Genomic DNA, 26,198 nt, shown 5'->3' on the forward strand with positions numbered 1-26,198 from the left:
GGCGCTTGAGGCAGAAACGGCAAGCCGTTGACAGGACTTGCCCCAAAGAGGCACAGAGACCCCCATGCTGGCTGACATGATCCCCTTCCCGAACCTTTCGCCCGAGATCTTTTCGGTCTCCCTCTTCGGCATGGAGTTCGCGCTGCGCTGGTATGCGCTGGCCTATATCGTCGGCATCCTGATCGCCTGGCACCTGGCCGTGCGCGCGGTCAAACGCCCGGCGCTCTGGCCCGCAGAGGCCGCACCGATGACCCCGCGCCAGGTCGAGGATCTGATGACCTGGATCATCCTCGGCGTGATCCTCGGCGGGCGACTGGGCTATGTGCTGTTCTACCAGCCCTCTGTCTATCTAGAAAATCCCGCACAGATCCTGCGCATCTGGGAGGGCGGCATGGCCTTCCATGGCGGTCTTCTCGGGGTTGTGCTGGCCGCATGGCTCTATGCCCGGGCGCAGAACATCAACAGCTTGCAGATCGCCGATCTGGTCGCCCATACCGTGGCCCCGGGCCTGCTGCTGGGGCGGCTGGCGAATTTCGTCAATGCCGAGCTGTGGGGCCGCGCCACCGACCTGCCCTGGGGGGTCGCCTTTCCGGGGCGCGCCGCGCAGGACTGCGGCCAGGCCCTGGGCGAGATCTGCGCCCGCCACCCCAGCCAGCTCTACGAGGCGGCGCTGGAGGGGCTGATCCTCGGCGCACTGATCCTGTGGCTGGTCTACCGCCACCGCGCCTTTCAGGCCCCCGGCCGCATCCTCGGTACCTTTCTGGCCGGCTATGGCGCTGCCCGCTTTGTTGTGGAGTTCTTCCGCCAGCCCGACGCCCAGTTCGTCTCGGAGGGCAACCCGCTGGGCCTCGCCTGGCAGATCGGCGGCTACGGGCTGACCCAGGGTCAGGCCCTGTCGCTGCCGATGATCGCGCTGGGGCTGTGGTTCCTCCTGCGCGCCCGCCGCGCCCCCGCACCGGAGGCCACCGCATGAGCCTGATGGAAACCCTGCTGCGCCGCATCACCCTCGACGGGCCGATCAGCGTTGCGGATTACATGTCCGAATGCCTGCTGAACCCGGCCCACGGCTATTATACCACCGCCACCGCGATCGGGGCCGAGGGCGATTTCATCACCGCGCCGGAGATCAGCCAGATGTTCGGCGAACTCCTCGGACTGGCACTGGTGCAGGCCTGGCTCGACCAGGGACGCCCCGCGCCCTTCACCCTGGCCGAACTCGGCCCCGGCCGCGGCACCCTGATGGTCGATATGCTGCGCGCCACCCGCGCGGTGCCCGGGTTCCACGACGCCATGGAGCTGGTGCTGATCGAGGCCGCCCCGCGCCTGCGCGAACAGCAGGCGGCAGCGCTCAAGGCCCACGCCCCGCGCTGGCTGCCCTCGGTCGAGGACCTGCCCCAGCAGCCGCTCTATCTGGTGGCCAATGAATTCTTCGACGCGCTGCCGATCCGGCAGTTCCAGCGCGACGGCGACCAGTGGCGCGAACGCCGGGTCGGACGCGCCGAGGCTGGCGAGACCGGCGCAGCCACAGCCCTGACCCTGGGCCTCGGCGCGCCCGCCCCCCAGCCCGCCCTGGCGCATCGGCTCGACGACACCCGCGACGGCGATCTGGTGGAACATTGCGAAATCGCCATGGTCGTCACCGAGGCGATCGCCCAGCGCATCGCAGAGCACGGCGGCGCCGCCCTGGTGGTGGACTACGGCGACTGGCGGTCGCTCGGCGACACCCTGCAAGCGCTGCGCGCCAAGGCCCCCGCCGATCCGCTGGAGCATCCCGGCGCCGCCGATCTCACCGCGCATGTGGATTTCGAAACCCTCTGCCGCGCCGCCCGCGCCTGCGGCTGCGCCCATACGCGGCTGACCCCGCAGGGCGTGTTCCTGGAGCGGCTCGGCATTTCCGAACGCGCCCGCGCCCTGGCCGCCGGGCTGGACGGAGATCCGCTCGACCAGTTGATCGCCGCACATCGACGGTTGACGCACCCGGAGGAAATGGGAAACCTGTTCAAAGTGCTCGGCCTCTATCCCGCCCAATGCCCTCCCCCCGCAGGACTGGAAAAATGACGCTTGAATCTGTCACATCCGATCTTCTGGCCCCCGTCGCGCACGGGTTCTTCACCCGCAAGGGCGGCGCCTCCTCCGGCGTGTTTGCGGGGCTCAACTGCGGCGTCGGATCCTCGGATCAGCGCGAGGCCGTGATGCTGAACCGCGCCCGCGTCGCTGCGGCGATGGCCGCCCCGACCGACGCGCTCCTCGGCATGCATCAGGTGCATTCCGCCGATGTGGCCGTGGTCGACGGGCTGCCCGAAGATCCCGACGCGCCCCGCCCCAGGGCCGATGCCATGGTGACCGCGACCCCCGGCGTGGTGCTGTCGGTGCTGACCGCCGATTGCCAGCCGGTGCTGTTTGCCGATCCCGAAGCCGGCGTCATCGGCGCCGCCCACGCCGGCTGGCGCGGCACCCTCGACGGGGTGCTGGAGGCCACGGTCGAGGCGATGCTGGCCCTGGGCGCCAGCCGTGCCGGGCTGCGCGCGGTGATCGGCCCGACGATTTCGCAGCGCGCCTATGAGGTCGGACCGGACTTCTTTGATGATTTCATGATGCAGGATCCGGCCAATGGCCGATTCTTCGCCCAGGGTCAGGGCGACCGCATGCAGTTCGACCTGCCGGGCCTCGGCCTTGCCCGGCTGCGCGCCGCCGGGATCGACCACTGCGCATGGACCCGCCACTGCACCTACAGCGATCCAGAGCGGTTCTATTCCTATCGCCGCAGCACCCACGCCAAGGAAGCCGACTACGGGCGCCTGATCTCCTGCATCCGGCTCTGACGCAGAGGTGATCGCGCGCCAGCGCTTTGGCGCGCCGGTCGCACCAATCCTGCCATATTTCTGTGCCGTGGCCCCTGCACCACCCCTTCCCCTGCGTCAATCAACGCCATTTTATTCATGAATTTCAGAGCCCTGGACGCTGCTCCGGCAAATTATTAACGGCCTGCGCAGTTTCCACCAGTTGGTCATATTCAAACCGCAATGATCGTCGAAAACAGAATGCGTTAAGATTTGATCCGCCCTCGGGCGCCAGGGAGTTTGAATATGCCGTCGCAGTCACGTTTCGTGAAATCCATCATTGCCACCTCCAAAGCACAGGAGGTCCGCATGCCCTGGACCCGCGGCGCCACGCGCAAGGCGATGATCGCCCGCCGTCGCGCCAAGGCCACCGAAACCGCTGCGACCGCTTCGACCCAGACCGCCAAGGCCGCCTGAGCGGATTTTTCCCGCCGGAGAACCCGGCAGCCCCTGCACCCGGGACAACCACTCGCCCCCGGACCATGCAGGACGCATATCCCGCCCCTGCGCGTGCCGCCCCGTTCGGGGTCCGCTGGTCGATCTGCTGACCAGTCCGGATCCGGGGCCGGTTCTGCGTATTGTCCCGGGCGGGGCACACATCACGCACGAAGACACCGGTGGGGGCCGGACTTCGTGCCACAAGCAAGGAGGCCAGGGCCATGACCTTACCTCAGTCGTTGCAGCGCGCTGCCGCGAATATCGCCAAGACCCAACCGCTGCTGCGGGACCCATCCGCCGCTCCGCGTGCTGACACCAAACCGCAGCTGCGTCGCTACGAGGTGGCCAGCCTGCTGCCGAACGGAAACCTCGCCGAGACCCGGCACATCGCGCCGGCGCTGCCGTTGTTCGAACAGGCCTTCACCGCCTTCACCCGCGGCTCGCTGGTGGAAACGGATTATGGCCCGGTGGCGATCGAGGATCTCTTTCCCGGCGATCAGGTCCTGACCCACAGCGGCACCTACGAGCCGGTGGTCTGGAAGGGCATGACCACGATGGTCCCCGGCCGCAAGACCGCCACCGGGGCCCGGCTGGCGCTTACCAGTTTCATGGCCGACAGCCTCGGCATGGCCAAGCCCAGCTCCTGCGTCGTGACTGGCCCCGCCGCGCGTCTGCTGCGCACCCCGGCGCATCTGCGCCCAGCCGAGGACAAGGGCCCGTTGCTGACCCCGGTGACCGAGTTCCTCGACGGGATGAACATCGTCGAAACCACGCCCCCGGCGCCGGTCGACATGTATCACCTGTGTCTGGCCCGGCATGCGGTGATCCGCGTCGGCGGGCTGGAGTTCGAGACCTATCACCCCGGCCCCGACGCGCTGCGGCTGGTCAGCTACCCGATCAAGACGCTCTATCTGAACATGTTCCCGCAGGTGGACTCGATCGCCGGGTTTGGCCCGCTCGCCTTTGATCGCACCCGGGTCGCGCAGGCCTAGGGCCGCAACGCGCCAACAGGCGGCACAACATGCAAAACGCCCGCTCTGGCATCAGGGACGGGCGTTTTCTGTCTGTGCGGGGTTTTCTGTCTGGGGGCCATCGGATCGCAGCGTATGACCACGCGTATCGCAGACGCGCCGAGGGCGTCAGGCCTCGCGCGCCAGCCGTTCTTCCAGCACGTCAAAGGGCACGCCGGGCTCGTCCTTGGCGCCGCGGATCACCAGCGAGGTCTTGACGCTGGCCACATTCGGCGTGGTCAGCAGATCGCTGGTCAGGAAACGCTGAAAGGTCGACAGATCCGGCGCCACGCATTTCAGGATGAAATCCACCTCGCCGTTCAGCATGTGGCACTCGCGCACCAGCGGCCAGCCGCGGCATTTCTCCTCAAAGGCCGACAGCTCCGCCTCCGCCTGGCTCTCCAGACCCACCATGGCAAAGACCTGGACCTCAAAGCCCAGCTCGCGGTCGTTCACTTCCGCGTGGTAGCCGCGGATCAGCCCGGCCTCCTCCAGCGCCCGCACCCTGCGCAGGCAGGGCGGCGCGGAAATTCCGACGCGCTTGGCCAGTTCGACATTCGTCATCCGGCCATCGGCCTGTAGCTCCGACAGAATCTTGCGGTCGATCGGGTCCAGACGTGTGGTGACCATGGGGTGCATTCTCCTGAAATTTGCACTTCTTATAGCAGGGGCGCGTGCTCACGCAACAATATTTCACAATCTCGCAACATTCTTGTAACCCCGGCGCCCGCTGTGATGGCAGCTGCTTTGGAAACCGGCAGCCGGGCTTGCACAGGATGCAAGAATGAGGGTCTTTAAGCATGCGCGCGTCGCAGTTATATGCAGTCTCCGACGGCGGCAAGACCGCAAGCACATCTGACGTGGGGAAACACCATGAGCGACACGCGCCACACCAAGGTCCTGATCATCGGCTCCGGCCCGGCCGGCTACACCGCCGCCGTTTACGCCAGCCGCGCGATGCTGGAGCCGATTCTGGTGCAGGGCATCGAGCCCGGCGGCCAGCTGACCACCACCACCGAGGTGGAGAACTGGCCCGGCCACACCGAGATCCAGGGCCCCGACCTGATGGTCAACATGGAAGCCCACGCCAAGGCGATGGGCACCGAGATCATCGGCGACATCATCACCTCGCTCGACACGTCCACCCGCCCGTTTGTGGCCAAGGGCGACAGCGGCACCACCTACACGGCGGATGCGGTGATCCTCGCCACCGGCGCGCGCGCCAAATGGCTGGGCCTGCCGTCGGAAGAGAAGTTCAAGGGCTTTGGCGTCTCCGCCTGCGCCACCTGCGACGGGTTCTTCTATCGCGGTCAGGAAATCGTGGTGATCGGCGGCGGCAACACCGCCGTCGAAGAGGCGCTGTTCCTCACCAACTTTGCCTCCAAAGTCACGCTGATCCACCGCCGTGACGAGCTACGCGCCGAAAAGATCCTGATCGACCGGCTGATGAAGAACCCCAAGATCGAGCCGCTGTGGTTCCACGAGCTGGAAGAGGTCGTCGGCACCGATGCCCCCCTCGGCGTCGAGGGCGTGCGGGTGAAACACACCAAGACCGGCGAGATCACCGAGATCCCGGCCAAGGGCGTCTTTGTCGCCATCGGTCACGCGCCTGCCACCGAGCTGGTCAAGGACGTGCTGGAGACCCACAATGGCGGCTATGTGAAGGTCAAGCCCGGCACCACCGAGACCTCGATCCCCGGCATCTTTGCCGCCGGTGACCTCACCGACCACAAGTATCGCCAGGCGGTGACCTCCGCCGGCATGGGCTGCATGGCCGCGCTGGACGCCGAACGGTTCCTAGCCGAGCAGGAGTAACCGCCCGCCCCGGAGTTCTGTCCCGGATCCCGGTTACGAACCCTGCTCAAGATCTTGGCACAAGACCCTGGCCCAAAATCAAAAAACGGCTCCCGGAGAGGTCTCTTCGGGAGCCGTTTTCAATCGCCTGATCGCAACCGCTGTCAGAGCGTCAACCAGATCGGACGGTGATCGCTGGCCCGCTGGGTGCGGGCCGCGCCGCTGCCCTCCAGTTCGCGCTCGTATTCCGCATGCGCAATCCCGGCATCGCGGATGTCCCCGTGCAGACCCGGCGACACCGCAAAATGATCCAGCAGCAAGGGCCGGTCCGGGATGTCGTCGACAAAATCGTCAAACCGCGCCGTGAACAGCGCGGTGGAGGGCACCCGCTCCAGCACCGGATGGCGAAAGATCAGGTCGGGATAGAAGGTGCTGCCCAGCACGATGTCGGCGATATTATGGGTCAGATACTGACGTTCAAAGAAATCCGGCCCCGGACCATCATTCCAGTCGCCGGTGACAATCACCCGTGCCCCGGCATCGGCAGCGACCAGCTGGTCCAGATAGCTGCGCAGGCGGAACCCCTCGGCAGAGATCCGGCGCCGGGCCTTCATCGCGGCGGCGATGAATTCATGCCGCCGCGCCGGGTTGCCAAACAGCGCCTGACCGTTGTGGACATATTTGGACTTGGTGTGCAGCACCACGATCCGCAGCGGCGCGCCCGCCTGGGGGTCAAGGTCGACGACCATGGGAAGCCGCGTGAAATCATAGGGTTGCAACAGGAGGTCGCCATCGACATCGGCCTGCCACACGTTTTCCAGCTCTTGCGTCGGCGCGTCGGTGGCATGGTCGATCGCCGCCACCGCGCCGCCCACCTTGGTCAGCACATAGAGCTTCTGCGCGCCGCCCGCCTTGCCGATCAGCGCCTCGTAGCGCGGCACGCCATTGTCGGACAGATGCGCCTCGATGAAGAGCTGCATTTCCGGCATCGCACTGGGGCCTTCCTGCACGCAGAGCACATCCGGGTCCACATCGCGGATGACATTGGCCACCCGCGCCGCCACCACATGGGCGTCCCCGGCGCTGAGCGACCCGCTGCCCCACTGCGGATCGTGATTGCCAGAAAACCAGTTGTTCATCCACTCGATGTTCCAGTTCATGATTTTCATCACAGCCCTCCCGATGACCCGCGTGCCCCATCGGCACCCGCCCATGCAGCCCTGAGTTGATGACACCCGTATAACAGAGCAATAGCGGCCACCGTTAATTGTCCGTCACATACCGGCACGCCTCCGCCCAGAGGAACGCGCGCGCCGGCAGGGTTCATCCGCGCACAGTCGTCTCCGGTCGCGATCATGACGGAAACCCACAGGTCGGATCGCCCCGCCCTGCTAGCACGGCCCCTGCGTCGTGGCGGTCTGCGCGCAGAGTTTCACGACAGGAGGGACCCGATGCGTTTCAACGGAAAAACAGCGCTTTTGACCGGCGGCAGAACCGGAATTGGCCGCGCCATTGCCCAACGGCTGGCCGCGGAGGGAGCCCGGGTCATGACCGCGCAACGGGGCGACGACGAGGAGTTCGACAGCATCCGGGCGGATTTCACTGATCCCGAGAGCCCGCAACAGGTGATCGACGCAGTGATCGCGCACCGGCCAGCTGGACATTCTGGTCAACAATGTCGGCATGATGCAGGAGGCCCGGATCGAGGACATGACCTTCGCCGATTGGCAGCGCAATCTCGCGCTCAATCTCTCGGCCCCGTTTCTGACCATCAAGGCGGCGCTGCCGCACCTGCGTCGCAGCCAGGGTGTGATCGTCAACACCGGATCGATCGAGGGCATCGGCACCAATCCCAACCACGCGGCCTATTCCGCAACCAAGGCCGGGTTGCACGGGCTCACCCGCGCAGTGGCGGTGGATCATGGTGCCGAGGGCATTCGCTGCAATGCGGTGGCGCCGGGCTGGATCGACTCCGACCTCAACCGGACCATGATCGCCGCCGCCCCGGACCCCGACGCCTTTGCCCGCGACCTGCGCCACATCCACCCGGTGGACCGGATCGGGCGTCCCGAGGATGTCGCCGGAATGGTGGCGTTTCTCGCCTCGGCGGAGGCCGGTTTCATCACCGGACAGGTCTATGCGGTCGATGGCGGACGCATGGCGAAACTCAGCCTGCCGTGATCCGGCGCCCGTGCCGATCCTGCATGCGGCGCCCCCGCCTTGCCGATCCCGCAGGTGACAGCCCGTCGCGGATCGCCTAAACCGGGTGAAACACCTCATGGGGAACGTTCACACGTGGCGCAGGCACTCTGGCAGGGCAACTGGATTCAACGCAGTCGGCTGGTCTCGGGGCTGGTGCTGTTCACCTTTGCCTTCTTCCACTTCCTCAATGTCGCCGCCGGGCTGGTGTCGCCGGATCTGCTGGAGGCGGTGCAGGAGGCGCGCGAGGCGGTGACCAAATCCCTGCCCGGCCAGATCGTGCTCTATGCATCATTGCTGGTGCACGCCGGGCTGGCGCTGTGGCAGGTGGCGATGCGGCGGACCCTGCGCATGAGCCTCACCCAGTGGCTGCAACTGACCCTCGGGGTCTTGATCCCGCTGCAACTGATCCAGCATGTGGTGCACACCAACTACGCCGCCCGCATCTACGGGCTGGAGGACGAGATGTCCTCGATCATTCTCATGCTCTGGACCGGGCCGGAGGCGCTGCACCAGTATCTGCTGCTGCTGGCGGTCTGGGTGCACGGCTGCATCGGCCTGCACATGTGGCTGCGGCTGACCCGCTGGTGGCAGCATGCGGTGCCCTACATGATCGGCGTCGCGGTGCTGGTCCCGGCGCTGGCGCTGGCCGGTCTGGTGACCGAAGGGCGGCGCATGTGGGACTTTTTTGCCGAGGATGGTTTTGCCGCCCAGATCATGGCCGATTACAACTGGCCCGACGCCGCCGAACTGGCGCAACTGGCCCATGCAACCAACGTCGGCGTCTTTGTGTTCTTCGGCCTGCTCGGGCTGGCCATGGGCTGTTTCGCACTGCGCCGCCTGATCCAGCGCAGCCGCTCGGTGCGGATCACCTATGAGGACGGCCCCGAGATCACCGCCGACCGGGGGCTGACGCTGCTGGAGATGTCGCAGATGAAAGGCATCGCGCATCCCTCGCTCTGCGGCGGCAAGGGCCGCTGCACCACCTGCCGGGTCGCCGTGACCGACGGGCTCGACAGCCTGCCGGACCCCAGCCCCGCCGAGGCCCGCAGCCTCCGGGCGGTGAACGCCGCCGACAACATGCGGCTGGCCTGCCAGATCCGCCCCACCTCGGCGCTGACGGTTAAACGGGTCTATTCCCCCAAGGGCCGCCGCCAGGTCCATGCCGCCGGTGGCGAGGAAAAGACCATCGCGGTGCTGTTCCTCGACATCCGCGGCTTTACCGCGCGCTCGGCGGGGCTCTTGCCCTATGACGTGGTGTTTCTGCTCAACCGGTTCTTTGACGCCATCGTGCCCGAGGTCACCCGCACCGGCGGCACCGTCGACAAATACATGGGCGACGGCATGCTGGCGCTGTTCGAAACCCGCGATGCGGCCTCCTCTGCCGAGGCGGCGCTGGCGGCGGCGGCCAATATCGGCGTCGCCCTGGCGCGGTTCAACCGGGTTCTGGCCTCCGAAGGCGAGGATCCGGTGCGCATCGGCATGGGGCTGCACCTGGGCACCGTGGTGCTGGGCGAGATCGGCGCCGCCGGGCTGGCACCGCGCACCCTGATCGGCGCCACCGTCAATGCCGCCAGCCGGCTGGAGGCCAAGACCAAGGACCTCGGCGTCGAGATCCTGGTCTCGCGCGAGGTCTTCGACGCGGCCGGAGTGGCGGAGGTGCCGCTGGCCTTTGAGACCTTCACCCTGCGCGGCGTCGACGGCCCGGTGACCGCCCTGCCCCTGCCGCGCGCCTCCAGTCTCGACAGCCTGATTGCCGGCCAGCCCGCCGCCTCGTGACACAGCTGGCGCGCGCCCGCGGACCATCCGGCCTGCGCAGCTTTGCAAAAGGCTGAAATCTGTTCCGTTCCCGGCGCCAATTGCGGACCAGCGATCCAATCTCGGCGGAAAAAGCCCATGATTTCCTTTTTCTCTGGCACCGCTAGACTTCGGACATGCGGAAAGGGTATTGCCCGCCCCGAGCGCTGCAGCGTGCAGCGGTGATGCCAGACGAAAGAGACGCCCCATGACCATGTTGAGCAATTTGGCTCCGATCCCGGAGCTCTATGTATCTTATGACTCCGCGCAGAAACTGAAGGTCGAAGCCGCTGAACTGACCAGCCATGACCTTTCCCCGCGCCAGATTTGCGATCTAGAACTTTTGATGAACGGCGGGTTCAACCCGCTCAAGGGCTTCCTCTCCGAAGAGGACTACAACGGCGTTGTCGAGAACATGCGCCTGGCGGATGGCCAGCTGTGGCCGATGCCGATCACCCTGGACGTCTCCGAGGACTTCGCCTCCTCCATCGAAATCGGCCAGGACATCGCCCTGCGCGACCAGGAAGGCGTGATCCTCGCCACCATGACCGTCACCGACCGTTGGGAGCCGAACAAGGCCCGCGAGGCGGAAAAGGTCTTTGGCGCCGATGACGAGGCGCATCCGGCGGTGAACTACCTGCACAACCAGGCGGGCAAGATCTACCTCGGCGGCCCCGTGACCGGCATCCAGCAGCCCGTCCACTACGACTTCCGCGCCCGCCGCGACACCCCGAACGAGCTGCGCGCCTATTTCCGCAAGCTGGGCTGGCGCAAGGTCGTGGCCTTCCAGACCCGCAACCCGCTGCACCGCGCCCACCAGGAGCTGACCTTCCGCGCCGCGCGTGAAGCCCAGGCCAACCTGCTGATCCACCCCGTCGTCGGCATGACCAAACCGGGCGATGTGGACCACTTCACCCGCGTGCGTTGCTACGAGGCGGTGCTGGACAAATACCCGGCAGCCACCACCTCCATGAGCCTCCTGAACCTGGCGATGCGCATGGCCGGCCCGCGGGAGGCCGTCTGGCACGGGCTGATCCGCAAGAACCACGGCTGCACCCATTTCATCGTTGGCCGCGACCACGCCGGCCCCGGCAAGAACTCCGCCGGCGAAGATTTCTACGGCCCCTATGACGCGCAGGACCTGTTCCGCGCCCATCAGGAGGAAATCGGCATCGAAATGGTCGACTTCAAGCACATGGTCTATGTGCAGGAGCGCGCCCAGTACGAGCCCAACGACGAGATCGCCGACAAGGATGACGTGACCATCCTCAACATCTCCGGCACCGAGCTGCGTCGCCGCCTGGCCGAAGGTCTGGAAATCCCCGAGTGGTTCTCCTTCCCCGAGGTGGTGGCCGAGCTGCGCAAGACCAAGCCGCCGCGTTCGCAGCAGGGTTTCACCGTGTTCTTCACCGGCTTCTCCGGCTCCGGCAAATCCACCATCGCCAACGCGCTGATGGTCAAGCTGATGGAGATGGGCGGCCGTCCGGTGACGCTCTTGGATGGCGACATCGTGCGCAAGAACCTCAGCTCCGAGCTGGGCTTCTCGAAAGAGCACCGCGATCTCAACATCAAGCGCATCGGCTATGTCGCCTCCGAGATCACCAAGAACGGCGGTATCGCCATCTGTGCCCCGATCGCGCCCTATGCGGCCACCCGCCGCCACGTGCGCGAGGAAATCGAACAGTACGGCGCCTTTGTCGAGGTGCATGTCGCCACCTCGATCGAGGAATGCGAACGCCGCGACCGCAAGGGTCTCTACAAGCTGGCGCGTGAGGGCAAGATCAAGGAATTCACGGGCATTTCCGACCCTTACGACGTGCCGCAGAACCCGGAGCTGAGCGTCGAAACCGAGAATGTCGAGGTCGACAACTGCGCCCATCAGGTGCTGCTCAAGCTGGAAAGCATGGGCCTCATCAACGGCAACTGATCCTGCCGCGCCCTGACCAATCGCAAACGGCCCGCCCTTCCCGGCGGGCCGTTTTTCTATTCTGCCTCGCCAGTTCCCGGGGCCAGCCTCCCGGGGGCGTGAATTCCGACTGGACAGGCCACGCGGTTCCTGCAATCCTTTCCGCGATGGTGCCCGGATCGACAGGTCCGGCTGAAAAGGGAATACGGTGCAGGCGCCTTGCCTAAATCCGTGACTGCCCCCGCAACTGTAAGCGGCGAGCCTCTCCAAAGACGCCACTGGACCTCGGGTCCGGGAAGGTACGGAGACGGGCTGCGACCCGCGAGTCAGGAGACCTGCCATCTCGGGTGCGACGCGGTCGCGCCTCAGTCACTTTTTACCCGGGCGGGGTGCCCTGGGACGGAGAGACCGACATGGCCCGCACTGGACCTGACACATCGCCGTTGCCCGTTTGGCCCGCCCCTTTGCGCGGAGGGCGTGATGATTCTTGAACTGACCATCCGACAACTTGACGTGGGCCCCCTGCCCGCCCAAGAGGCAGACCGCATGGCCCAGCTGGGCTACATGCAATGGCTGGGCGCGCTCAATGGCCGGGCGAGCTACCACCGCGAAGCGCAACATGCGCTGGACCTAGCCGTCCCCTTTGCCGAGGTGTCGCCGGCGGTTGCCGCCTTCTGTGACCTGCTGCGGGCCTCGCTGCATATGCCGCCGCAGCCGCTGACGTTGACGCTGCCGCCGCGCACCCGGCGTGGGGGCGCCGCCGCCCGGCGCAGCCGCCGCATGCCGCAGTGATCTCCTGACCCACCGGCCCGCGCGCCCGCCGCCCCCCGGACCAAGTCCCCGCCTGCACGGGCAAGCCAGAGGCGCCGCTGTTGCACAGAGATGAAGAATCACGTCAGGCACCGGCGCCTGATGTGTCTTGCCGCAGCGCGCTACGGCTTGCGGCCCGGCGCCAACTGGCTGTCCCGCCCCGGCATCTCCCGTCTCAGCACCTGCACGCGCGCGCCGCCGGCACTCTGGTCTGCGGCGCGGTCCGGTCGACTGTTTGCCGCCATTGCCGGACTGTCACAAAACCGTTACAGACGCGACGCGCAGATACAGAGGAGAGGACAGGTGTCCAAGACCGATCTAGAGCCGCGTCACCTTGAAACGCTGGACCGCGACCTCGATCGCCTGTCCTCGCTGGAACAGGCCACCGCATTTGTGGGCCGATCCAACGTCGGGTTGGGGATCGCCTTCGTGTTCATCCTGATCGTCGCCGCGGCGACCGGTCTGATCGTGGGGGATGCGGACAATACCGTCATCGTCGTCATCGCCGCCGCTTTCGGGGCCTATATGGCGCTGAACATCGGCGCCAATGACGTGGCCAACAACATGGGCCCCGCGGTGGGCGCCAATGCGATGTCGATGGGCTTTGCCATTGTCGTCGCCGCGATCTTCGAAAGCGCCGGGGCGCTGATCGCGGGGGGCGACGTGGTCTCGACCATCGCCAAGGGCATCATCGCACCCAGCAGCATGGCCAGCTCCACCATCTTTATCGCCGCGATGATGGCGGCGCTGCTGGCCTCGGCGCTCTGGGTCAACCTCGCCACCTGGATCGGGGCCCCGGTCTCCACCACCCATGCGGTGGTCGGGGGCGTCATGGGCGCGGGCATTGCCGCTGCCGGGTTTGCCGCCGTGAACTGGCCCAAGATGGGGGCGATCGCCGCCAGCTGGGTGATCTCGCCGATGCTGGGCGGTCTGATCGCCGCCGCCTTCCTGTGGTTCATCAAGTCCCGCATCATCTACCGCGACGACAAGATCGCCGCCGCCCGCACCTGGGTGCCGGTGCTGGTGGGCATCATGGGCGGCGCCTTTGCCGCCTATCTCTCGGTCAAGGGGCTGAAACGGATCGTCAAGATCGAGCTGACCGACGCGCTGCTGATCGGGGTCGGTGTGGCACTGGCGATCTGGCTGGTGATGATCCCGGTGATCCGCCGCCAGTCGCGGGGGCTGGAGAACCGCAACAAGTCGCTGAAGGTGCTGTTTGCGATCCCGCTGATCGTCTCCGCGGCGCTGCTCAGCTTTGCCCATGGCGCCAATGACGTCGCCAATGCGGTGGGGCCGCTGGCGGCGATCGTGCAGGCCTCGACCTCCGGCGATTTCACCCAGGCCGTCTCGATCCCCTTCTGGGTGATGATCATCGGCGCCTTCGGGATCTCCTTCGGCCTGTTCCTGTTCGGCCCCAAGCTGATCCGCATGGTCGGCAGCCAGATCACCAAGCTGAACCCGATGCGCGCATATTGCGTGGCGCTGTCGGCGGCGATCACGGTGATCGTGGCCAGCTGGCTCGGCCTGCCGGTCAGCTCCACCCATATCGCCATCGGCGGTGTGTTCGGGGTCGGTTTCTTCCGCGAATGGGACACCGAGCGCCGAATGCGCAAGGCCAAGACCGCGGCCCCGGACGCCCCCCGCATCGGCGCTGCCGAGCGCCGGCGCCGCAAGCTGGTGCGCCGGTCGCATTTCATGACCATCGTCGCGGCCTGGGTCATCACCGTTCCGGCCGCCGCCACCCTGTCCGGCGGGCTGTTCCTGCTGATCTCCCGCCTGCTGGGCTGACCCGCCCCCCGGACGGATCTGAAACACGCGGCCCGCCCCTGCCGGCGGGCCGTTTTGCATGTCTGGCCGCGGGTGACCGGCGGCGGCGGCGCTGGTATCGCCAGGGCAGGCCCGCAGCCGCCCCCAGAGCCGCCGCCTCACGACATCACCGGGTGCCCTTCGAACTGCTCGGCGGAATCACAAATCGGCAACCAGGCGGGCTTCTCGGCGACGAACTCGTGAAAGCGATTGCGCAGGTCGAGGTCGCCATCCAGCGCATGGGCCGAAATCGGGAAGCTCTCCTCCTGCGACAGGATCTCCCCCAGCGAGGTGCCGCACCGCCGGCAGAAGCACCGCCCGTAGGTATAAGGGGCCTCTGGCTGATAGAGCGCCACATCCTCGCGCCCCTGCACCCAGCTGAGATTGTCCCGCCGGATGAACACCATCACCGCCGCGCCCAGCTTGCGGCAGCGGCTGCAATGACAGGTGCCCATCATGGATGGGGGCGCGCTCAAGGTGAACCTCACGGCCCCGCAGCAACAACTTCCGTCAATCATGTTTCCCTCCCGCAGCCCGGACGCTGTCCTATTCAAGATGCAGGAACATAGCATGAACACAAATCGTATTTCAAGGCATTCACGGGGCGTTTGGACGGAGGTGTTTCGCTCCGGTCTGCGACCGGAGCGACCAGCGCGGCGCGCGCCCTTCGGGCGCGCGCCGCGCCGGGCCCAACCAGAGGCCGGGTCCCGCCAGGGGCATGGCATATGGGCGGGAGCGCCCCCGCCACTGAGGGCTCGTATGCCGCAGGTGGTCGTTGCCGGGCGTGCGCGTCGGCGGCTCAGCCTGTCAGGGCCTCGGGCAGGACCACGCTCCCACGCATCAGCACAAAGCCGGTGCCCCCGACGCGCACGCCCTTGATCGCATCAACCGGACCAACCCGAGAGACCACTGCCTGCCCGGGACGTCCCATCAGATGTCCCTGTTCGGCGACAAACCGCGCGGGCTCCATCAGCCCGTGGTGCCACAGGTAGGCCGCCATGGCGCCCGTGGCCGAACCGGTGAACGGATCTTCCGGCGGGCTCGGCGGCAGCATCAACAGACGCGAAAACGTGTCCCCGCCAGCGGTCGCGCCTTCCAGCGTGACCAGGAAGGGCTCCATCACATCGCTGCCATCCGCACCGAGGGCCGCTCCCAGCGCCTGCATCGCCGTCGCATCGAGCCGGGCGGCCTTGAGCGCGGCGTGATCCTTCAGCACCGTGATGCAGAACGGCAGCCCGGTCGAAACCAGCTGCGGCTGGCCGACGATCTCCGCCACCGGCCGCGAAATCGCCGCCGCCACCAGCGCCGGATCCGGGCGCGGCCCGAACGTCGGCGCCACCTGCTGCATCACGATCTGATCGCCCTCCAGCACCACCGGCACGATGCCCGCGCCGGTCTCCAGCGTCAGCCGGTCGCCCGTGATCAGGCCACGGTCGCGCATCGCCGCCACCGTCGCAATCGTGGGATGCCCGGCAAAGGGGATCTCCCGGCTGGCAAGGAAATAGCGCACCCGGATGTCCGCCACCTCCGACGGGCCGGTAAAGGTGCATTCCACCAGCGATGTCTCGCGCACATAGGCGCAGGCCACCGCCGCGGGCAGATGCGCGCCGCCATGCACCACCGCGCAGCCATTGCCGCCAAACGGACGGTCGGTGAAGGCGTCGACCCAATCGAACTGAAACTCCGGCATCTCCTGCTCCCCTCTGAGGCCCCTGCCCCCGGTGCGCGGCTGCGCCCGGGGGCAATCCGGCGCAGGCAAGCAGCTTGGGGGGCAAAGCTCAAGCCCGCCGCCCTGTGCCGATACAAATCTCCCAGCCCGCATGCACCGACCCGACCCGTACCGCGCGCCCCGCAGCCGGACCCGGAATGCAAAAGACCCCGCACCTCTGGCAGAGGTCCGGGGTCCGGTCATCTCTTTTGCGGTGGCCGGTCACTGCGGCCACGCACGCCTGTCGGGGTCAGTGCACCGCGACGGGCGCATAGTCGTGCTGACGCGCCAGCACAAAGGCCATCTTGCGGTCCGCGACCAACGCCAGTTGCTCGCCGGCCTCGTCATGGACCGCGTAGAGCTGCTTGCGCCCGGGCACCGAGGCCTGCACATCCTTGGGCAGATCGGCGACGGCGACGGTCTTGACATAGACGGTGCGACCGCCGGTTTGCGCCATGTCCACTGGTGTCTGCATGATTTACCCCTTCTTGATGTTGATGGTTTGCACAACGGTTTCGGGCCGCGACCGGGTCAGGTCCACATGCAGCAGACCATTTTCCATCACCGCCTCGCCGACCTCGACGCCATCGGCCAGCACGAACATGCGCTGGAACTGGCGGGCGGCAATGCCGCGATGCAGGAAGATACGCCCGTCGGTATCGTCACGCTGCCGTCCCCGAATCACGAGTTGGCGATCCTCGACCGTGATCGCCAGATCCTCCTCGGCAAATCCCGCCACCGCGAGCGTGATACGGTAGGAATCATCGGAGGTCTGTTCGATGTTATAGGGGGGGTAGCCTTCGTTGCCGGATTTGGCAGAGCGCTCCAGCAGGCGTTCCAGCTGCTCGAACCCCAGCATATGCGGGTATGAGCCCAAGGTAAGTTTCGACACTGTATTCTCGTCCTTAATTCTAAAGCGACGGTTTCTTTCGGTCCCAATCTGGCAACCGCTGTGATATAGAATATGGGATGTATCTGCCGTTTCACAAGTCCCGGGTTTCGCTTTCGGCGCACAGAGACCTCTGGCCTTGTGCCCGGACTGAGCCTAAACTGCCTATCGTTTCCCTGTTCTTAACACGCCTGTCCTTTGTGCCCCGCGCCTGTCCCTCGATCCACCTGAGCAAGAGACCCACATGAACGAGCAGACCGATCTGTCCATGGCCACCGAAGATGTCCTGCGGGTGGAGCTTGAAGTGTTCCGCCGCGAGCATCGGGATCTGGACGAGGCGATCCAGGCGCTGGAGGAAAAAGGCACCGCAGATCCGCTGACGATCCGGCGGCTGAAAAAACAGAAGCTTGTGCTGAAGGACAAGATCTCCCTGATCGAAGACCGCCTGCTGCCCGACATCATCGCCTGATCCCCGGCGCAGTTGTCCGGGGCTGTGGTCTAGGACTGTGGTCGGGGGCGTCGCCGTTGACATGTTGCGATATGCAGGCGCGCTCCCGCCTCCGTCTGCGCGGGGAGGCAGCCCTGTGTCTGACTATTCCACACCGGCCCCAAACACCACAATCACCGCGCCCAACGCCGCCAGCGCGGCAAAGGCCAGCGCGCGCCGGCCCGCCCCCGCGTGCCACGCCCGGCGGGCGGCGATCAGCGATTGCAGCGCGTAGTAAAAGGCAAAGGCCCGCGAGGCATAGCCGATGATCTCGAACACGCTCAGCCCCCAGGTCATCAGCAGCCCCGCCGCCGCCAGCATCGCATAGACCCCATGTGCCGGGACCCGCCCGCCGGTGACCTCGGCCACCAGCCCGCCTGCGCCGCCGGTATCGGCCACCGCGGCCGAGAACTGCGCACTCAGCGCCGCCGCGATCAGCAGCATCGGCAGCACCGGCGCCACCTGCGCGGTAAAGGCGATGATCGCGGTCTCGCTCAGCGCCGCCTGCCCCGGCTGGTAGAGAAAGGTCAGGAACAGGATGTAGACCATGTAGATCGCCGCCGAGAGCCCCTGCGCATAGCGCATCGACCGGATACGCGTGCCGGCGTCATATTCCGCCCCCATGTATCGGGTGATCTCGAACCCCTGCACCGTCACCAGCAGACCAAACACCAGCGTCACCGCCTGCCAGCCAACCGTTTCCGGCAGGTGCAGCACCAGCGCGCCAGCCCCGGCCTGATCCGCGAACCGCCAGCCGAGCGCGACCAGAAGCCCCGCAATGATTGCCAGTTTGACCCCGACCGAGACCTCCTCCAGCCGCTCCAGCGCGCCAAAGCCCCGGGTCCAGCCCACCAGCAGAATCAGCAGGAACACGCCCGAGGTGACCAACCGCCCCTGCTCCGCGCCCTGCTGTGCCGTCTGATCCGTCAGGCTGACCGCAAAGGAGCCCAGCAGGTTCAGGTAATAGGCCACCGACACGAAATAGGCGAAGGCCAGCGCCAGCGCGCCGAGCTGCTCCAGCCGGTGATCCAGCCGGTCCTGCGGCGTGCCGCTGTCGAGCCAGGCGATATTGTGGCGCATCACCGCGCCATAGCCGTAGGCCAGCGCGCAGAGCAGCGCCATCACCGCCGGGGCCCAAACCCCGAAATGGGTGTCGAGAATCGGTCCCAGCACCAGAAAGCCGCTGCCGATGATCGAGGCCAGCGGCGTCACCGTGGCGCGCCAGATTCGCGCCCCCGCCACCCGCGGCAGCATCAGGACCAGGCCGACCAGCACGCAGACCAGCACGATGGAGGCATTGAGGATCATGGCGTCTTTCCGATGTCGATGTCTTGTCGCGGCGCGGGCCGCAGCCCAGCGCCGCGCGCGCCAACATGGCCCGAAACCGGCGCCAAAGACCAGAGGGCAGCGTCGGTTGTGCCATTCCCGCGTTGGGCGCGTGCCCTGGCCCGATGCCGTGCCCCGGCTTCCGTCCTGCAACCTGTGCCCATCGCCTGCTCGCCAGATCCCCGTCCCGGCGGGCGCCGAGGGGCGCCTGCGGCAAATCTGCTGCCGCAGCGCATTGCCATTTCAGGCAATTTCGCTAAGGTGCCGGCTCCTTCCACCGCAGAGGCAAGACATGGCCGATATCAAAGTAGGGATCATCATGGGGAGCCAGTCCGACTGGCCCACGATGAAGGAAGCCGCAAACATCCTGGATGAACTGGGCGTGGCCTATGAGACGCGCATCGTCTCCGCCCATCGCACCCCGGACCGGCTCTGGGACTATGGCAAGACCGCCGCCGACCGGGGCCTGCATGTGATTATCGCCGGGGCCGGCGGGGCGGCGCATCTGCCCGGCATGATGGCATCCAAGACCCGCGTGCCGGTGGTCGGCGTGCCGGTGCAGACCCGCGCGCTGTCCGGTGTCGACAGCCTCTATTCCATCGTCCAGATGCCCAAGGGATTTCCGGTTGCCACCATGGCGATCGGCGCCGCCGGTGCCGCCAATGCCGGGCTGATGGCCGCCGGCATCCTGGCCACCGGCGATACCGCCCTTGCCGCCCGGCTTGATGCCTGGCGCGATGCCCTTGCCGCCTCCATCCCCGAGGAGCCCCGTGATGACTGATCTCGACCTGATCCTGGAACCCGGTGCCGTGATCGGCATCCTTGGCGGCGGCCAGCTGGGCCGCATGCTCTCGGTCGCCGCCTCGCGGCTGGGGTTCACCACCCATATCTTCGAGCCCTCCGCCAACCCGCCCGCGGGTCATGTGGCCGACCGGGTCACCACCGCCGGTTACGAGGACGAGGCCGCCCTGCGCGCCTTTGCCGAGACGGTGGATGTCATCACCTACGAGTTCGAGAACATCCCCACATCGGCGCTCGACATCCTTGAGGAGCTGAAGCCGATCCGCCCGGGCCGCGAGGCGCTGCGGGTGTCGCAGGACCGGCTGACCGAGAAGACCTTCCTGACGGATCTCGGCCTGGCCACCGCCCCCTTTGCGGAGGTCAACGATGCCGCCGACCTCGACGCGGCGCTGGAACAGGTCGGCACGCCGTCGATCCTCAAGACCCGTCGTTTTGGCTATGACGGCAAGGGCCAGGCCCGGATCATGGCCCCCGAAGAGGCCGCCGAGGCGCTTGCCGCCATGCAGGGCGCACCGGCGGTGCTGGAGGGGTTTGTGCCCTTCAGCCACGAGGTCTCGGTGATCGCGGCGCGCAGCCTCAACGGCAAGGTCGCCTGCTATGACCCCGGCGAGAACGTGCATCTGGAAGGCATCCTCAGCACCACCACGGTGCCCGCCAACCTCAACACCAGCCAGAGCATGGACGCAGTGCTGATGGCGGGCCGGATCCTGAACGCGCTGGATTATGTCGGCGTGCTGGGGGTGGAGATCTTTGTCACCGCCCACGGGCTGGTGGTGAACGAGATCGCGCCGCGGGTGCACAACTCCGGCCACTGGACGCAGGAAGGCTGCACCATCGACCAGTTCGAGCAGCACATCCGCGCCATCACCGGCTGGACCATCGGCAACGGCGCCCGTTATGCGGATGTGGTGATGGAGAACCTGATCGGCGCGGATGTGGAGCGTATCGCCGACCTCGCCCGTGACCCCGATTGCGCGATCCACCTCTATGGCAAGGCCGAGGCCAAGCCGGGGCGCAAGATGGGCCACGTCAACCGCGTGATCCACACCGAAGGCCGCGACGGCTACTGACCTCTGCGCATGTGATGTCATGCGGCCCCGAACGGGCCGGATGACCGCGCCGCAAGGAGGGCCCACCGGGCCTGACGCGCGGCGCTCCCCTGCCCGCCGCAGGCGAACGCGGCAAGGGCCGGACTGGGGGCTCTGCCCCCAAACCCCCGAGATATTTCTGAAAAGATGAAAGGAAATCCCCGGCTGTCTCAGCCGAGGAAACGGGCCGCGATGTCGCCGCTCATATGGCTGACACGCCCGCCGGACAGGGTGGCCGCCACCTGATCGGCCGCATCCAGGATCACCAGGTCCGCGCGCTTGCCCTCCGAGAGCACGCCGCGGTCCGACAGGCCCAGCACCCGGGCCGGCCCCGACGAGAGCAGCGCCCAGGCGGCCTCCAGCGACAACACGCCGGTTTTTGCCAGCATCAGCGCCGCCCGGCGGGGGCTGGGGTAATGGTAGTCCGAGGCCAGCGCATCGCACAGCCCCATCGCGATCAGCTCCACCGCCGAGGCATTGCCCTTGTGGCTGCCGCCGCGCACCACATTGGGGGCACCGAGGATCACGTGATCCTCCGCCGACCGGGCGGCCTCTGCGGCCTCTGCGGTTTCCGGAAATTCGGAGATCCGCGCCCGCCGCTGCCGCCAGGCGCTGCGGTCCTGCGCGCTGTGATCGTCGTGGCTGCCGATCCGCACCCCCTGGGCCTGCAACGTCACGCAGAGCGCATCCAGCGCCGGGGCGACCTCTGCCCGGCGCCGGTGCAGCTCCAGCAGCATCTCGAAGTGTTTCTCCGGGTTGCGCCCGGCCTTCAGCGCCTGCCCGGTCAGCCGGGGCGGCTTCTTGCCCGCGGCAAGACGGTCATGCGGCAGGTGGTCGTTGAACACCACGTAGGACACGCCCCAGTCGGCGATGCGGGCGGGCAGCGTGGCATAGGCCTCCAGCAGATGGATCTCGAACCGCAGCTGCGGGATCAGGTCGGTGACCAGCTGGTCGCGCACCTCGGCAATCCCGGCAAAGACCTGATCGGCGAACTCCGGCCCGCGCAAGCCGCCCTCCCAGGAATAGAACTGCGCCAGCACGCCGGTGGTGATGCCATTGGCAGCCAGTTCGGCCTCGGTGGCGCGAATGCCCTCGGCCATCTGCTTCATCGCGCCGCGCCGGGGCGCCACGTGGCGCTCGAAGCCATCGCCGTGCAGGTCGATGATCCCGGGGAGGATGCGATAGCCCGACAGGTCCACCTCGCGCGCGCCGTCGGCCGCATCGTTCCGCAACCGCCCCCCGGCGAGGCTCAGAACGCCCCCCCGGTCAAGCCCGTCCGGCCGCAACACATCCGCGCCGACCAGCCGCAGCGCCACCGTTCCATTCCCGCTCATGCGTCAGTCCACCCCGTTCAGGCCGCCATCCCAGTTGCGTCCCAATACCCCATCGAGCCAGCCAAGCGAAGGCTCAAACCGCTCCCGCTCCAGGAACTGCACCACCTGGGCGATCACCCGCGGATTGTTCATCAGATAGGTGTGGGTCACCGGCAGGATCAGCTGGCTCTTCATGCCCTCGACCCGGGTGCTGGCGACCGAGACCTTGCCGTCATCCGGGCCCGGGATCAGCGCCGAGAACACCGGGTTCAGCGACTGGCTGCCCGCGATCACCCCGACCGGATAGGTGACCGGCGGCAGGCGCCTCGGCAGGCTGGCGGGGCCGGTGCCCAGCTCCTGCCCGGCGGGCCCGTGCAACAAGTCGAACACCGCCCAGTCGCCCATCTCGTCGACCAGTTCGCTGCCCTGGTTCGGCGGCGCCAGCATCACCACCCGCCCCAGCGTCACCGGCTGCGTATGCGACAACCAATAGCGCACCAGGATCCCGCCCATGGAGTGGGTCACCAGATGTACCGGCGTGCGCGTGCAGGCGTCAAAGGCGCGCGGCAGCACCGCATCGGCAAGCCGCTCCACCGCATGTTCCGTCGACGGATAGCCGGGGCGCACCACCTCGTAGCCGCGGGCGGTCAGCGCCTCTTCCATCAGTAGAAAGGAGGTCTCGGTGCGCGCCAGCCCATGCAGCAGGATCACGCAGCCCTTCTGCGCCGTCTCGGCACGCAGCGGCAGAGCGGTCATCAGCAGCACAAGGACAGGGACAAGGACACAGCGGATCATTGTGCTGACATAGGCGGTCCGGCGCGCGCAGGAAAGGGGTTTGACGCTACGCCACCCGGGCCCGGCGGGCGGGCGGACACAGGATCACCACCGCGATCCCGCCCAGCACCGCCAGCGTGCCGATCATCAGCCGCAGGCTCAGCGCCTCGCCCAGGATCAGCGCCCCCGCAAGGATCGCGATCACCGGCACCGAGAGCTGCACCGTCGCCGCCACCGGAGCCGGGATCTGCGGCAGCACCCGATACCACAGCGCATAGCCCAGACCCGAGGTCACCGCGCCGGAGATCACCGCCAGCAGGCAACCAAACGGCGTTACCACGCTGCCGCCGCCCCAGATCCAGACCGCGGGCAGGATCATCAGGCTCGCGAGCGCGAAATTCACCGCCGTCGCCGGCAGCGGTGCCCGTGCTCCGCGCCCGATCAGGCTGTAGATGCCCCAGCCCAGCCCGCCGGCTGCCATGGTCAGCACCGCCCAGAGCGGCGCCTGCACCGTGCCGCCGGGCCAGACCACATAGGCCAGCCCCAAGAGCGCCAGAGCCGCACCGCACAGTTGCAGCGCCGACACCGGCTGGCGGTGCAGCAGGCTCCAGGCGAACATCGACACCTGCACCACCCCGAACAGCACCAGCGCCCCCAGACCGGCATCCAACGCCACGTAAGCCACGGAAAACCCGACCATATAAAGCGTCAGCGCCGCGCCCCCCGCCAGCGACCGCCGCCAGCCCTCGGCCGGGCGTTGCCCCTGCCACAGGCACAACAGCCACAGCATACCCGCCCCGGAGGCCAGCCGCAGCAGGCCAAATCCGGTGGCATCCATATGCCCCGGCCCGATCGCCCAGCGCCCGAGGATGGAATTCGCCGCAAAGGCGACCATGACAATACAGGTAAGGGCAATCAGCCGCATATGGGGTCTCCGCAGGCAAGAGGGGGCGTGTCGGGGCACCCAGCCCGCTGCCGCGCGCGCTGTCAAGCGGCTGTCGCATCGTGGCGGAACACAATCCTGTCGATTGCCCCTGGCCGCCGCCTGTCAGCCCTTGAAGACCTGTTCCCGGTGCCATTTCAGATAGTGCGGATGCGGCTGCCAGACCTGCTGCGCCGGCACCCGCAGTCGGCCTTCGGGCGCGGACATCCGGGGTCATGCGGGGTCAATGGCGCTGACGTTTGCCGGTTTATCCTGCCAGGTCAAGCACATCGCGGTATTTGCGCGACGGGTCCGCGCACCCGGTGGGAGAGCACGGCGGATGCCGGGCCGGAGGCACGCTCCGGCCCGGCACCGCCTCCGGCTTACATCAGGGGCGGGGGATACCACTGCGGTGGGTCCACGCGCTCATAGCCGCTGGGCAGGCCGATGTCGTTGCGAATGTGGTCGCTCAGACCGCTTTGCAAGGTCCCGGCGCGCGGCGCGCGACGGATCAGCACCAGCCGCAGCGCCAGCCCGAGGCGACGCAGCAGGCTCAGCGAGCGGAAATGCTCCTCCACCACCAGACGGCTGAGGGTCGGGCTGGTGGGCAGGGGCGATGACAGGTTTTCGGGTCCAATCGGGGTCATGATGTCTTTCCATTCCGGGGGAATGGTCCTGTTCTCAATGGGTTGAAATATTGACAGACCGACATCGCCCGGACTGGCGGGATCAGGCACACCTCCCCTGTTGGCCAGGAAGGGCGGGACGACGGGGCCGAGCAGGACAGCGCGCAGGATGGGGCGCGCAGACATGCGGTCCGGACGAGAGATCTGTCAGAGGGTGGAAATCGTGTTCAGCTCAGACGGAGCCGAAATCGAATGGCAAACGGCCTCAGCAGTGCTGAGAGTCTCCCTTGGCACCGGCACCGGCAAAAGATCCGGCTGGACGGCCGGTGATGAGGCGCAACTGCATCAGTACAATGGTCATATTGTGCCTCCTTCTGTCTTTGGTTGAACACGAGCGTGTCGTAACACAGGTTCAAAAATTTTCGACAGCAAAAAATTGTCTCAACACAATGAGCTGTGGCAATTCGGATACAAAATCCCCGCGCCCGCCGCTGGGCGACAGCCAGACACCCGGACCGCAGGGCGCGGTCCGGACGGGGTCGGGCTGGGTGGGGCTGGGCCGGGCAGGTCCTGGTCTGGCGACACCAAGTCCGCGCGGGGTGGAGACCGGATCGGCCCCGGCGGGTCAGTCGGTGGCCAGCTTGAATTTCTTGAACAGTTTGACCATGCCCTTGAGGTCGGTCTTGCCGGCGAGACTGTCCTTGGGTTCCAGTTTCATCAGCGCCTTATGTGCCGCCAGCAGCATCTTTTGGTCCGCCAGCACCAGCGCCTCGGCCATCCGGGTGGCCGCGGCGCGCAGGGTCTTGTCCTTCGGGTTGGTAAAGCCGCAGAGCTGCAGCTTCCGGGCATCGACATTCACCTGTTTGCCGAGGTCTGCGGGGGCGTCGGCGCTGGACAGTTTCTGGCGGTTGACCAGCGCCTTGACCAGGGTCTTGGCGTCGCATCTGAGGCCGTTGTCCTGGATCACAAGGCGGCAATAGGCGGCGACCTTCTTCTGGTCCTTGGCGGTGATCGCCAGCATCAGCTGCTCCAGATCATAGGCGTTGACCACGCCCAGACGTTTCGCCGCCGCCTTGGTGTCGCCCATGACCATCTGCATGCGCTGGAACAGCTTCAGCTTGTGATAGTCCTCAAACAGCTTACTCTTGAAGAATGTGGGCAGCTCCTTGCCGTTCATGAACTGCACGCAATGCAGGCGCAATTGCTGCACGATGGGCGTCCATTGGGTGGCATCCTGATTGCGGGGCGCCTGCATCGCCGCCTGCGCATCCTGCACGATCATCTTCGGCAGCCCCTTGATCTGGTGATCGCCGCCGGGACGGATGTAGAGGTTGTAGGCTTGGAGCCCCTTCCGTGGCGGGTTGAGCAGGAAATGAAACATGTTCTTGCGGTCCCCCTTCGGCAAGGCGTCGAGGAAGAACCGGGAAAACTCATCGTCCTTCAGCACCTCGTCAATGGTCTTCGGGTGCACAACGCCGTCGATCTTCTGGGGCATGGAATATCCTTTCTGTCAAATCTGTCCTGCGCGTCTTGCGCGGTCTGATCTGTAAACACCCCTGCCCCGCCACCTATTCGCCCCGCCGACGGAAAAAACGCACAGAAACCACAGAAAAAGGGCCGCCCGAGGGCGACCCTTTCGACCCCGAAGGGTCTTCATCCAGGAC

General features: G+C 66.7%; 26 protein-coding genes, 1 pseudogene and 1 riboswitch. Of the genes and pseudogenes, 15 read left to right on the forward strand and 12 right to left on the reverse strand.

Translation table 11 applies throughout. The features are described 5' to 3' along the window. Positions 1-64: 64 nt before the first annotated feature. The 5 genes from lgt (at position 65) to MHM88_RS07430 (ending at position 4,270) form a co-directional block, all read left to right on the forward strand. Positions 65-973: a prolipoprotein diacylglyceryl transferase gene (gene lgt, locus MHM88_RS07410; RefSeq protein ID WP_239362049.1), complete on the forward strand. Its 909-nt coding sequence runs from the start codon at positions 65-67 to the stop codon at positions 971-973. Next, the gene (locus MHM88_RS07415) at positions 970-2,058 is read left to right on the forward strand and encodes a class I SAM-dependent methyltransferase (protein ID WP_239320549.1); all 1,089 of its coding nucleotides are present in this window, start codon (positions 970-972) and stop codon (positions 2,056-2,058) included. Before lgt ends, MHM88_RS07415 begins: the two co-directional genes overlap by 4 nt. After that, a complete protein-coding gene (pgeF, locus tag MHM88_RS07420; protein WP_239362072.1) occupies positions 2,055-2,822 on the forward strand; it encodes a peptidoglycan editing factor PgeF in 768 nt (255 codons plus the stop codon). The genes MHM88_RS07415 and pgeF overlap by 4 nt, the downstream gene beginning before the upstream one ends. Before the next feature lie 264 nt (positions 2,823-3,086). Continuing rightward, complete coding sequence (locus MHM88_RS07425; protein WP_239362075.1) at positions 3,087-3,257, forward strand: hypothetical protein; 171 nt, start codon at positions 3,087-3,089, stop codon at positions 3,255-3,257. A 242-nt stretch (positions 3,258-3,499) separates the two neighbouring features. Beyond that, positions 3,500-4,270 carry a Hint domain-containing protein gene (locus tag MHM88_RS07430; protein WP_239320542.1) on the forward strand — a complete coding sequence of 257 codons (771 nt, stop codon included), beginning with the start codon at positions 3,500-3,502 and terminating at the stop codon, positions 4,268-4,270. A gap of 147 nt (positions 4,271-4,417) precedes the next feature. Here MHM88_RS07430 and MHM88_RS07435 read toward each other — a convergent pair whose 3' ends face one another. Next, entirely contained in the window at positions 4,418-4,918 is a 501-nt protein-coding gene (locus MHM88_RS07435) for an Lrp/AsnC family transcriptional regulator (protein ID WP_239320539.1), read from the reverse strand. Positions 4,919-5,161: 243 nt separating this feature from the next. Here MHM88_RS07435 and trxB point away from each other — a divergent pair, with 243 nt between their 5' ends. Then, a complete protein-coding gene (gene trxB / locus MHM88_RS07440; RefSeq protein ID WP_239362077.1) occupies positions 5,162-6,103 on the forward strand; it encodes a thioredoxin-disulfide reductase in 942 nt (313 codons plus the stop codon). A gap of 143 nt (positions 6,104-6,246) precedes the next feature. Here trxB and MHM88_RS07445 read toward each other — a convergent pair whose 3' ends face one another. Then, the gene (locus MHM88_RS07445) at positions 6,247-7,251 is read right to left on the reverse strand and encodes an endonuclease/exonuclease/phosphatase family protein (RefSeq protein WP_239362078.1); all 1,005 of its coding nucleotides are present in this window, start codon (positions 7,249-7,251) and stop codon (positions 6,247-6,249) included. Positions 7,252-7,533: 282 nt separating this feature from the next. Between MHM88_RS07445 and MHM88_RS23175 the strand changes: the two are divergent. From MHM88_RS23175 to MHM88_RS07470, 6 genes and pseudogenes are all read left to right on the forward strand, one after another. After that, positions 7,534-7,605, forward strand: a pseudogene (locus tag MHM88_RS23175) (hypothetical protein); the annotation flags it as partial. Positions 7,606-7,765: 160 nt separating this feature from the next. Then, a complete protein-coding gene (locus MHM88_RS07450) occupies positions 7,766-8,263 on the forward strand; it encodes an SDR family NAD(P)-dependent oxidoreductase (protein ID WP_305037628.1) in 498 nt (165 codons plus the stop codon). Between the two features lie 114 nt (positions 8,264-8,377). Then, positions 8,378-10,060 carry an adenylate/guanylate cyclase domain-containing protein gene (locus MHM88_RS07455; RefSeq protein ID WP_239362079.1) on the forward strand — a complete coding sequence of 561 codons (1,683 nt, stop codon included), beginning with the start codon at positions 8,378-8,380 and terminating at the stop codon, positions 10,058-10,060. 226 nt (positions 10,061-10,286) lie between these two features. Beyond that, the gene (locus MHM88_RS07460; RefSeq protein ID WP_239362081.1) at positions 10,287-12,005 is read left to right on the forward strand and encodes a bifunctional sulfate adenylyltransferase/adenylylsulfate kinase; all 1,719 of its coding nucleotides are present in this window, start codon (positions 10,287-10,289) and stop codon (positions 12,003-12,005) included. A gap of 130 nt (positions 12,006-12,135) precedes the next feature. Then, a riboswitch (cobalamin riboswitch) is annotated at positions 12,136-12,342 on the forward strand. A 122-nt stretch (positions 12,343-12,464) separates the two neighbouring features. Further along, positions 12,465-12,776 carry a hypothetical protein gene (locus MHM88_RS07465; protein WP_239362101.1) on the forward strand — a complete coding sequence of 104 codons (312 nt, stop codon included), beginning with the start codon at positions 12,465-12,467 and terminating at the stop codon, positions 12,774-12,776. A gap of 321 nt (positions 12,777-13,097) precedes the next feature. Beyond that, positions 13,098-14,582 (forward strand): inorganic phosphate transporter, encoded by a 1,485-nt coding sequence (locus tag MHM88_RS07470; RefSeq protein ID WP_239320521.1) that lies wholly within the window; start codon positions 13,098-13,100, stop codon positions 14,580-14,582. Between the two features lie 137 nt (positions 14,583-14,719). Here the strand turns inward: MHM88_RS07470 and MHM88_RS07475 are convergent, their stop codons facing one another. From MHM88_RS07475 to MHM88_RS07490, 4 genes are all read right to left on the reverse strand, one after another. Then, positions 14,720-15,076, reverse strand: a complete 357-nt coding sequence (locus MHM88_RS07475) for a GFA family protein (RefSeq protein WP_239362103.1) — start codon at positions 15,074-15,076, stop codon at positions 14,720-14,722. Between the two features lie 323 nt (positions 15,077-15,399). Beyond that, a complete protein-coding gene (locus MHM88_RS07480; RefSeq protein ID WP_239362114.1) occupies positions 15,400-16,290 on the reverse strand; it encodes a PhzF family phenazine biosynthesis protein in 891 nt (296 codons plus the stop codon). Positions 16,291-16,558: 268 nt separating this feature from the next. Beyond that, positions 16,559-16,783, reverse strand: coding sequence for a DUF1150 family protein (locus MHM88_RS07485; RefSeq protein ID WP_239320514.1), 225 nt, complete (start codon positions 16,781-16,783; stop codon positions 16,559-16,561). Positions 16,784-16,786: 3 nt separating this feature from the next. Then, entirely contained in the window at positions 16,787-17,200 is a 414-nt protein-coding gene (locus tag MHM88_RS07490) for an Hsp20 family protein (RefSeq protein ID WP_239320512.1), read from the reverse strand. Positions 17,201-17,441: 241 nt separating this feature from the next. Between MHM88_RS07490 and MHM88_RS07495 the strand changes: the two genes are divergently transcribed. Next, positions 17,442-17,666: a YdcH family protein gene (locus MHM88_RS07495; protein WP_239320510.1), complete on the forward strand. Its 225-nt coding sequence runs from the start codon at positions 17,442-17,444 to the stop codon at positions 17,664-17,666. 123 nt (positions 17,667-17,789) lie between these two features. Here the strand turns inward: MHM88_RS07495 and MHM88_RS07500 are convergent, their stop codons facing one another. Beyond that, the gene (locus MHM88_RS07500) at positions 17,790-18,992 is read right to left on the reverse strand and encodes a hypothetical protein (protein WP_239362117.1); all 1,203 of its coding nucleotides are present in this window, start codon (positions 18,990-18,992) and stop codon (positions 17,790-17,792) included. A 310-nt stretch (positions 18,993-19,302) separates the two neighbouring features. Between MHM88_RS07500 and purE the strand changes: the two genes are divergently transcribed. Further along, a complete protein-coding gene (gene purE, locus MHM88_RS07505; RefSeq protein WP_239362130.1) occupies positions 19,303-19,791 on the forward strand; it encodes a 5-(carboxyamino)imidazole ribonucleotide mutase in 489 nt (162 codons plus the stop codon). Continuing rightward, a complete protein-coding gene (locus MHM88_RS07510) occupies positions 19,784-20,881 on the forward strand; it encodes a 5-(carboxyamino)imidazole ribonucleotide synthase (protein WP_239362135.1) in 1,098 nt (365 codons plus the stop codon). The genes purE and MHM88_RS07510 overlap by 8 nt, the downstream gene beginning before the upstream one ends. A 188-nt stretch (positions 20,882-21,069) precedes the next feature. On the opposite strand, the gene MHM88_RS07515 is transcribed toward MHM88_RS07510, so the two are convergent. From MHM88_RS07515 to MHM88_RS07535, 5 genes are all read right to left on the reverse strand, one after another. Continuing rightward, positions 21,070-22,233: an alpha-D-ribose 1-methylphosphonate 5-triphosphate diphosphatase gene (locus tag MHM88_RS07515; RefSeq protein WP_239362138.1), complete on the reverse strand. Its 1,164-nt coding sequence runs from the start codon at positions 22,231-22,233 to the stop codon at positions 21,070-21,072. A gap of 3 nt (positions 22,234-22,236) precedes the next feature. Further along, entirely contained in the window at positions 22,237-22,968 is a 732-nt protein-coding gene (locus MHM88_RS07520) for an alpha/beta fold hydrolase (protein WP_239321404.1), read from the reverse strand. A gap of 85 nt (positions 22,969-23,053) precedes the next feature. Next, positions 23,054-23,911, reverse strand: coding sequence for a DMT family transporter (locus MHM88_RS07525; RefSeq protein ID WP_239362141.1), 858 nt, complete (start codon positions 23,909-23,911; stop codon positions 23,054-23,056). A gap of 380 nt (positions 23,912-24,291) precedes the next feature. Continuing rightward, positions 24,292-24,555: a hypothetical protein gene (locus tag MHM88_RS07530; RefSeq protein ID WP_239362143.1), complete on the reverse strand. Its 264-nt coding sequence runs from the start codon at positions 24,553-24,555 to the stop codon at positions 24,292-24,294. Between the two features lie 604 nt (positions 24,556-25,159). After that, positions 25,160-26,029 (reverse strand): hypothetical protein, encoded by an 870-nt coding sequence (locus MHM88_RS07535; RefSeq protein ID WP_239362145.1) that lies wholly within the window; start codon positions 26,027-26,029, stop codon positions 25,160-25,162. Positions 26,030-26,198: the final 169 nt, after the last annotated feature.

The organism is Epibacterium sp. MM17-32 (assembly GCF_022348205.1).
Lineage (GTDB): Bacteria > Pseudomonadota > Alphaproteobacteria > Rhodobacterales > Rhodobacteraceae > Epibacterium.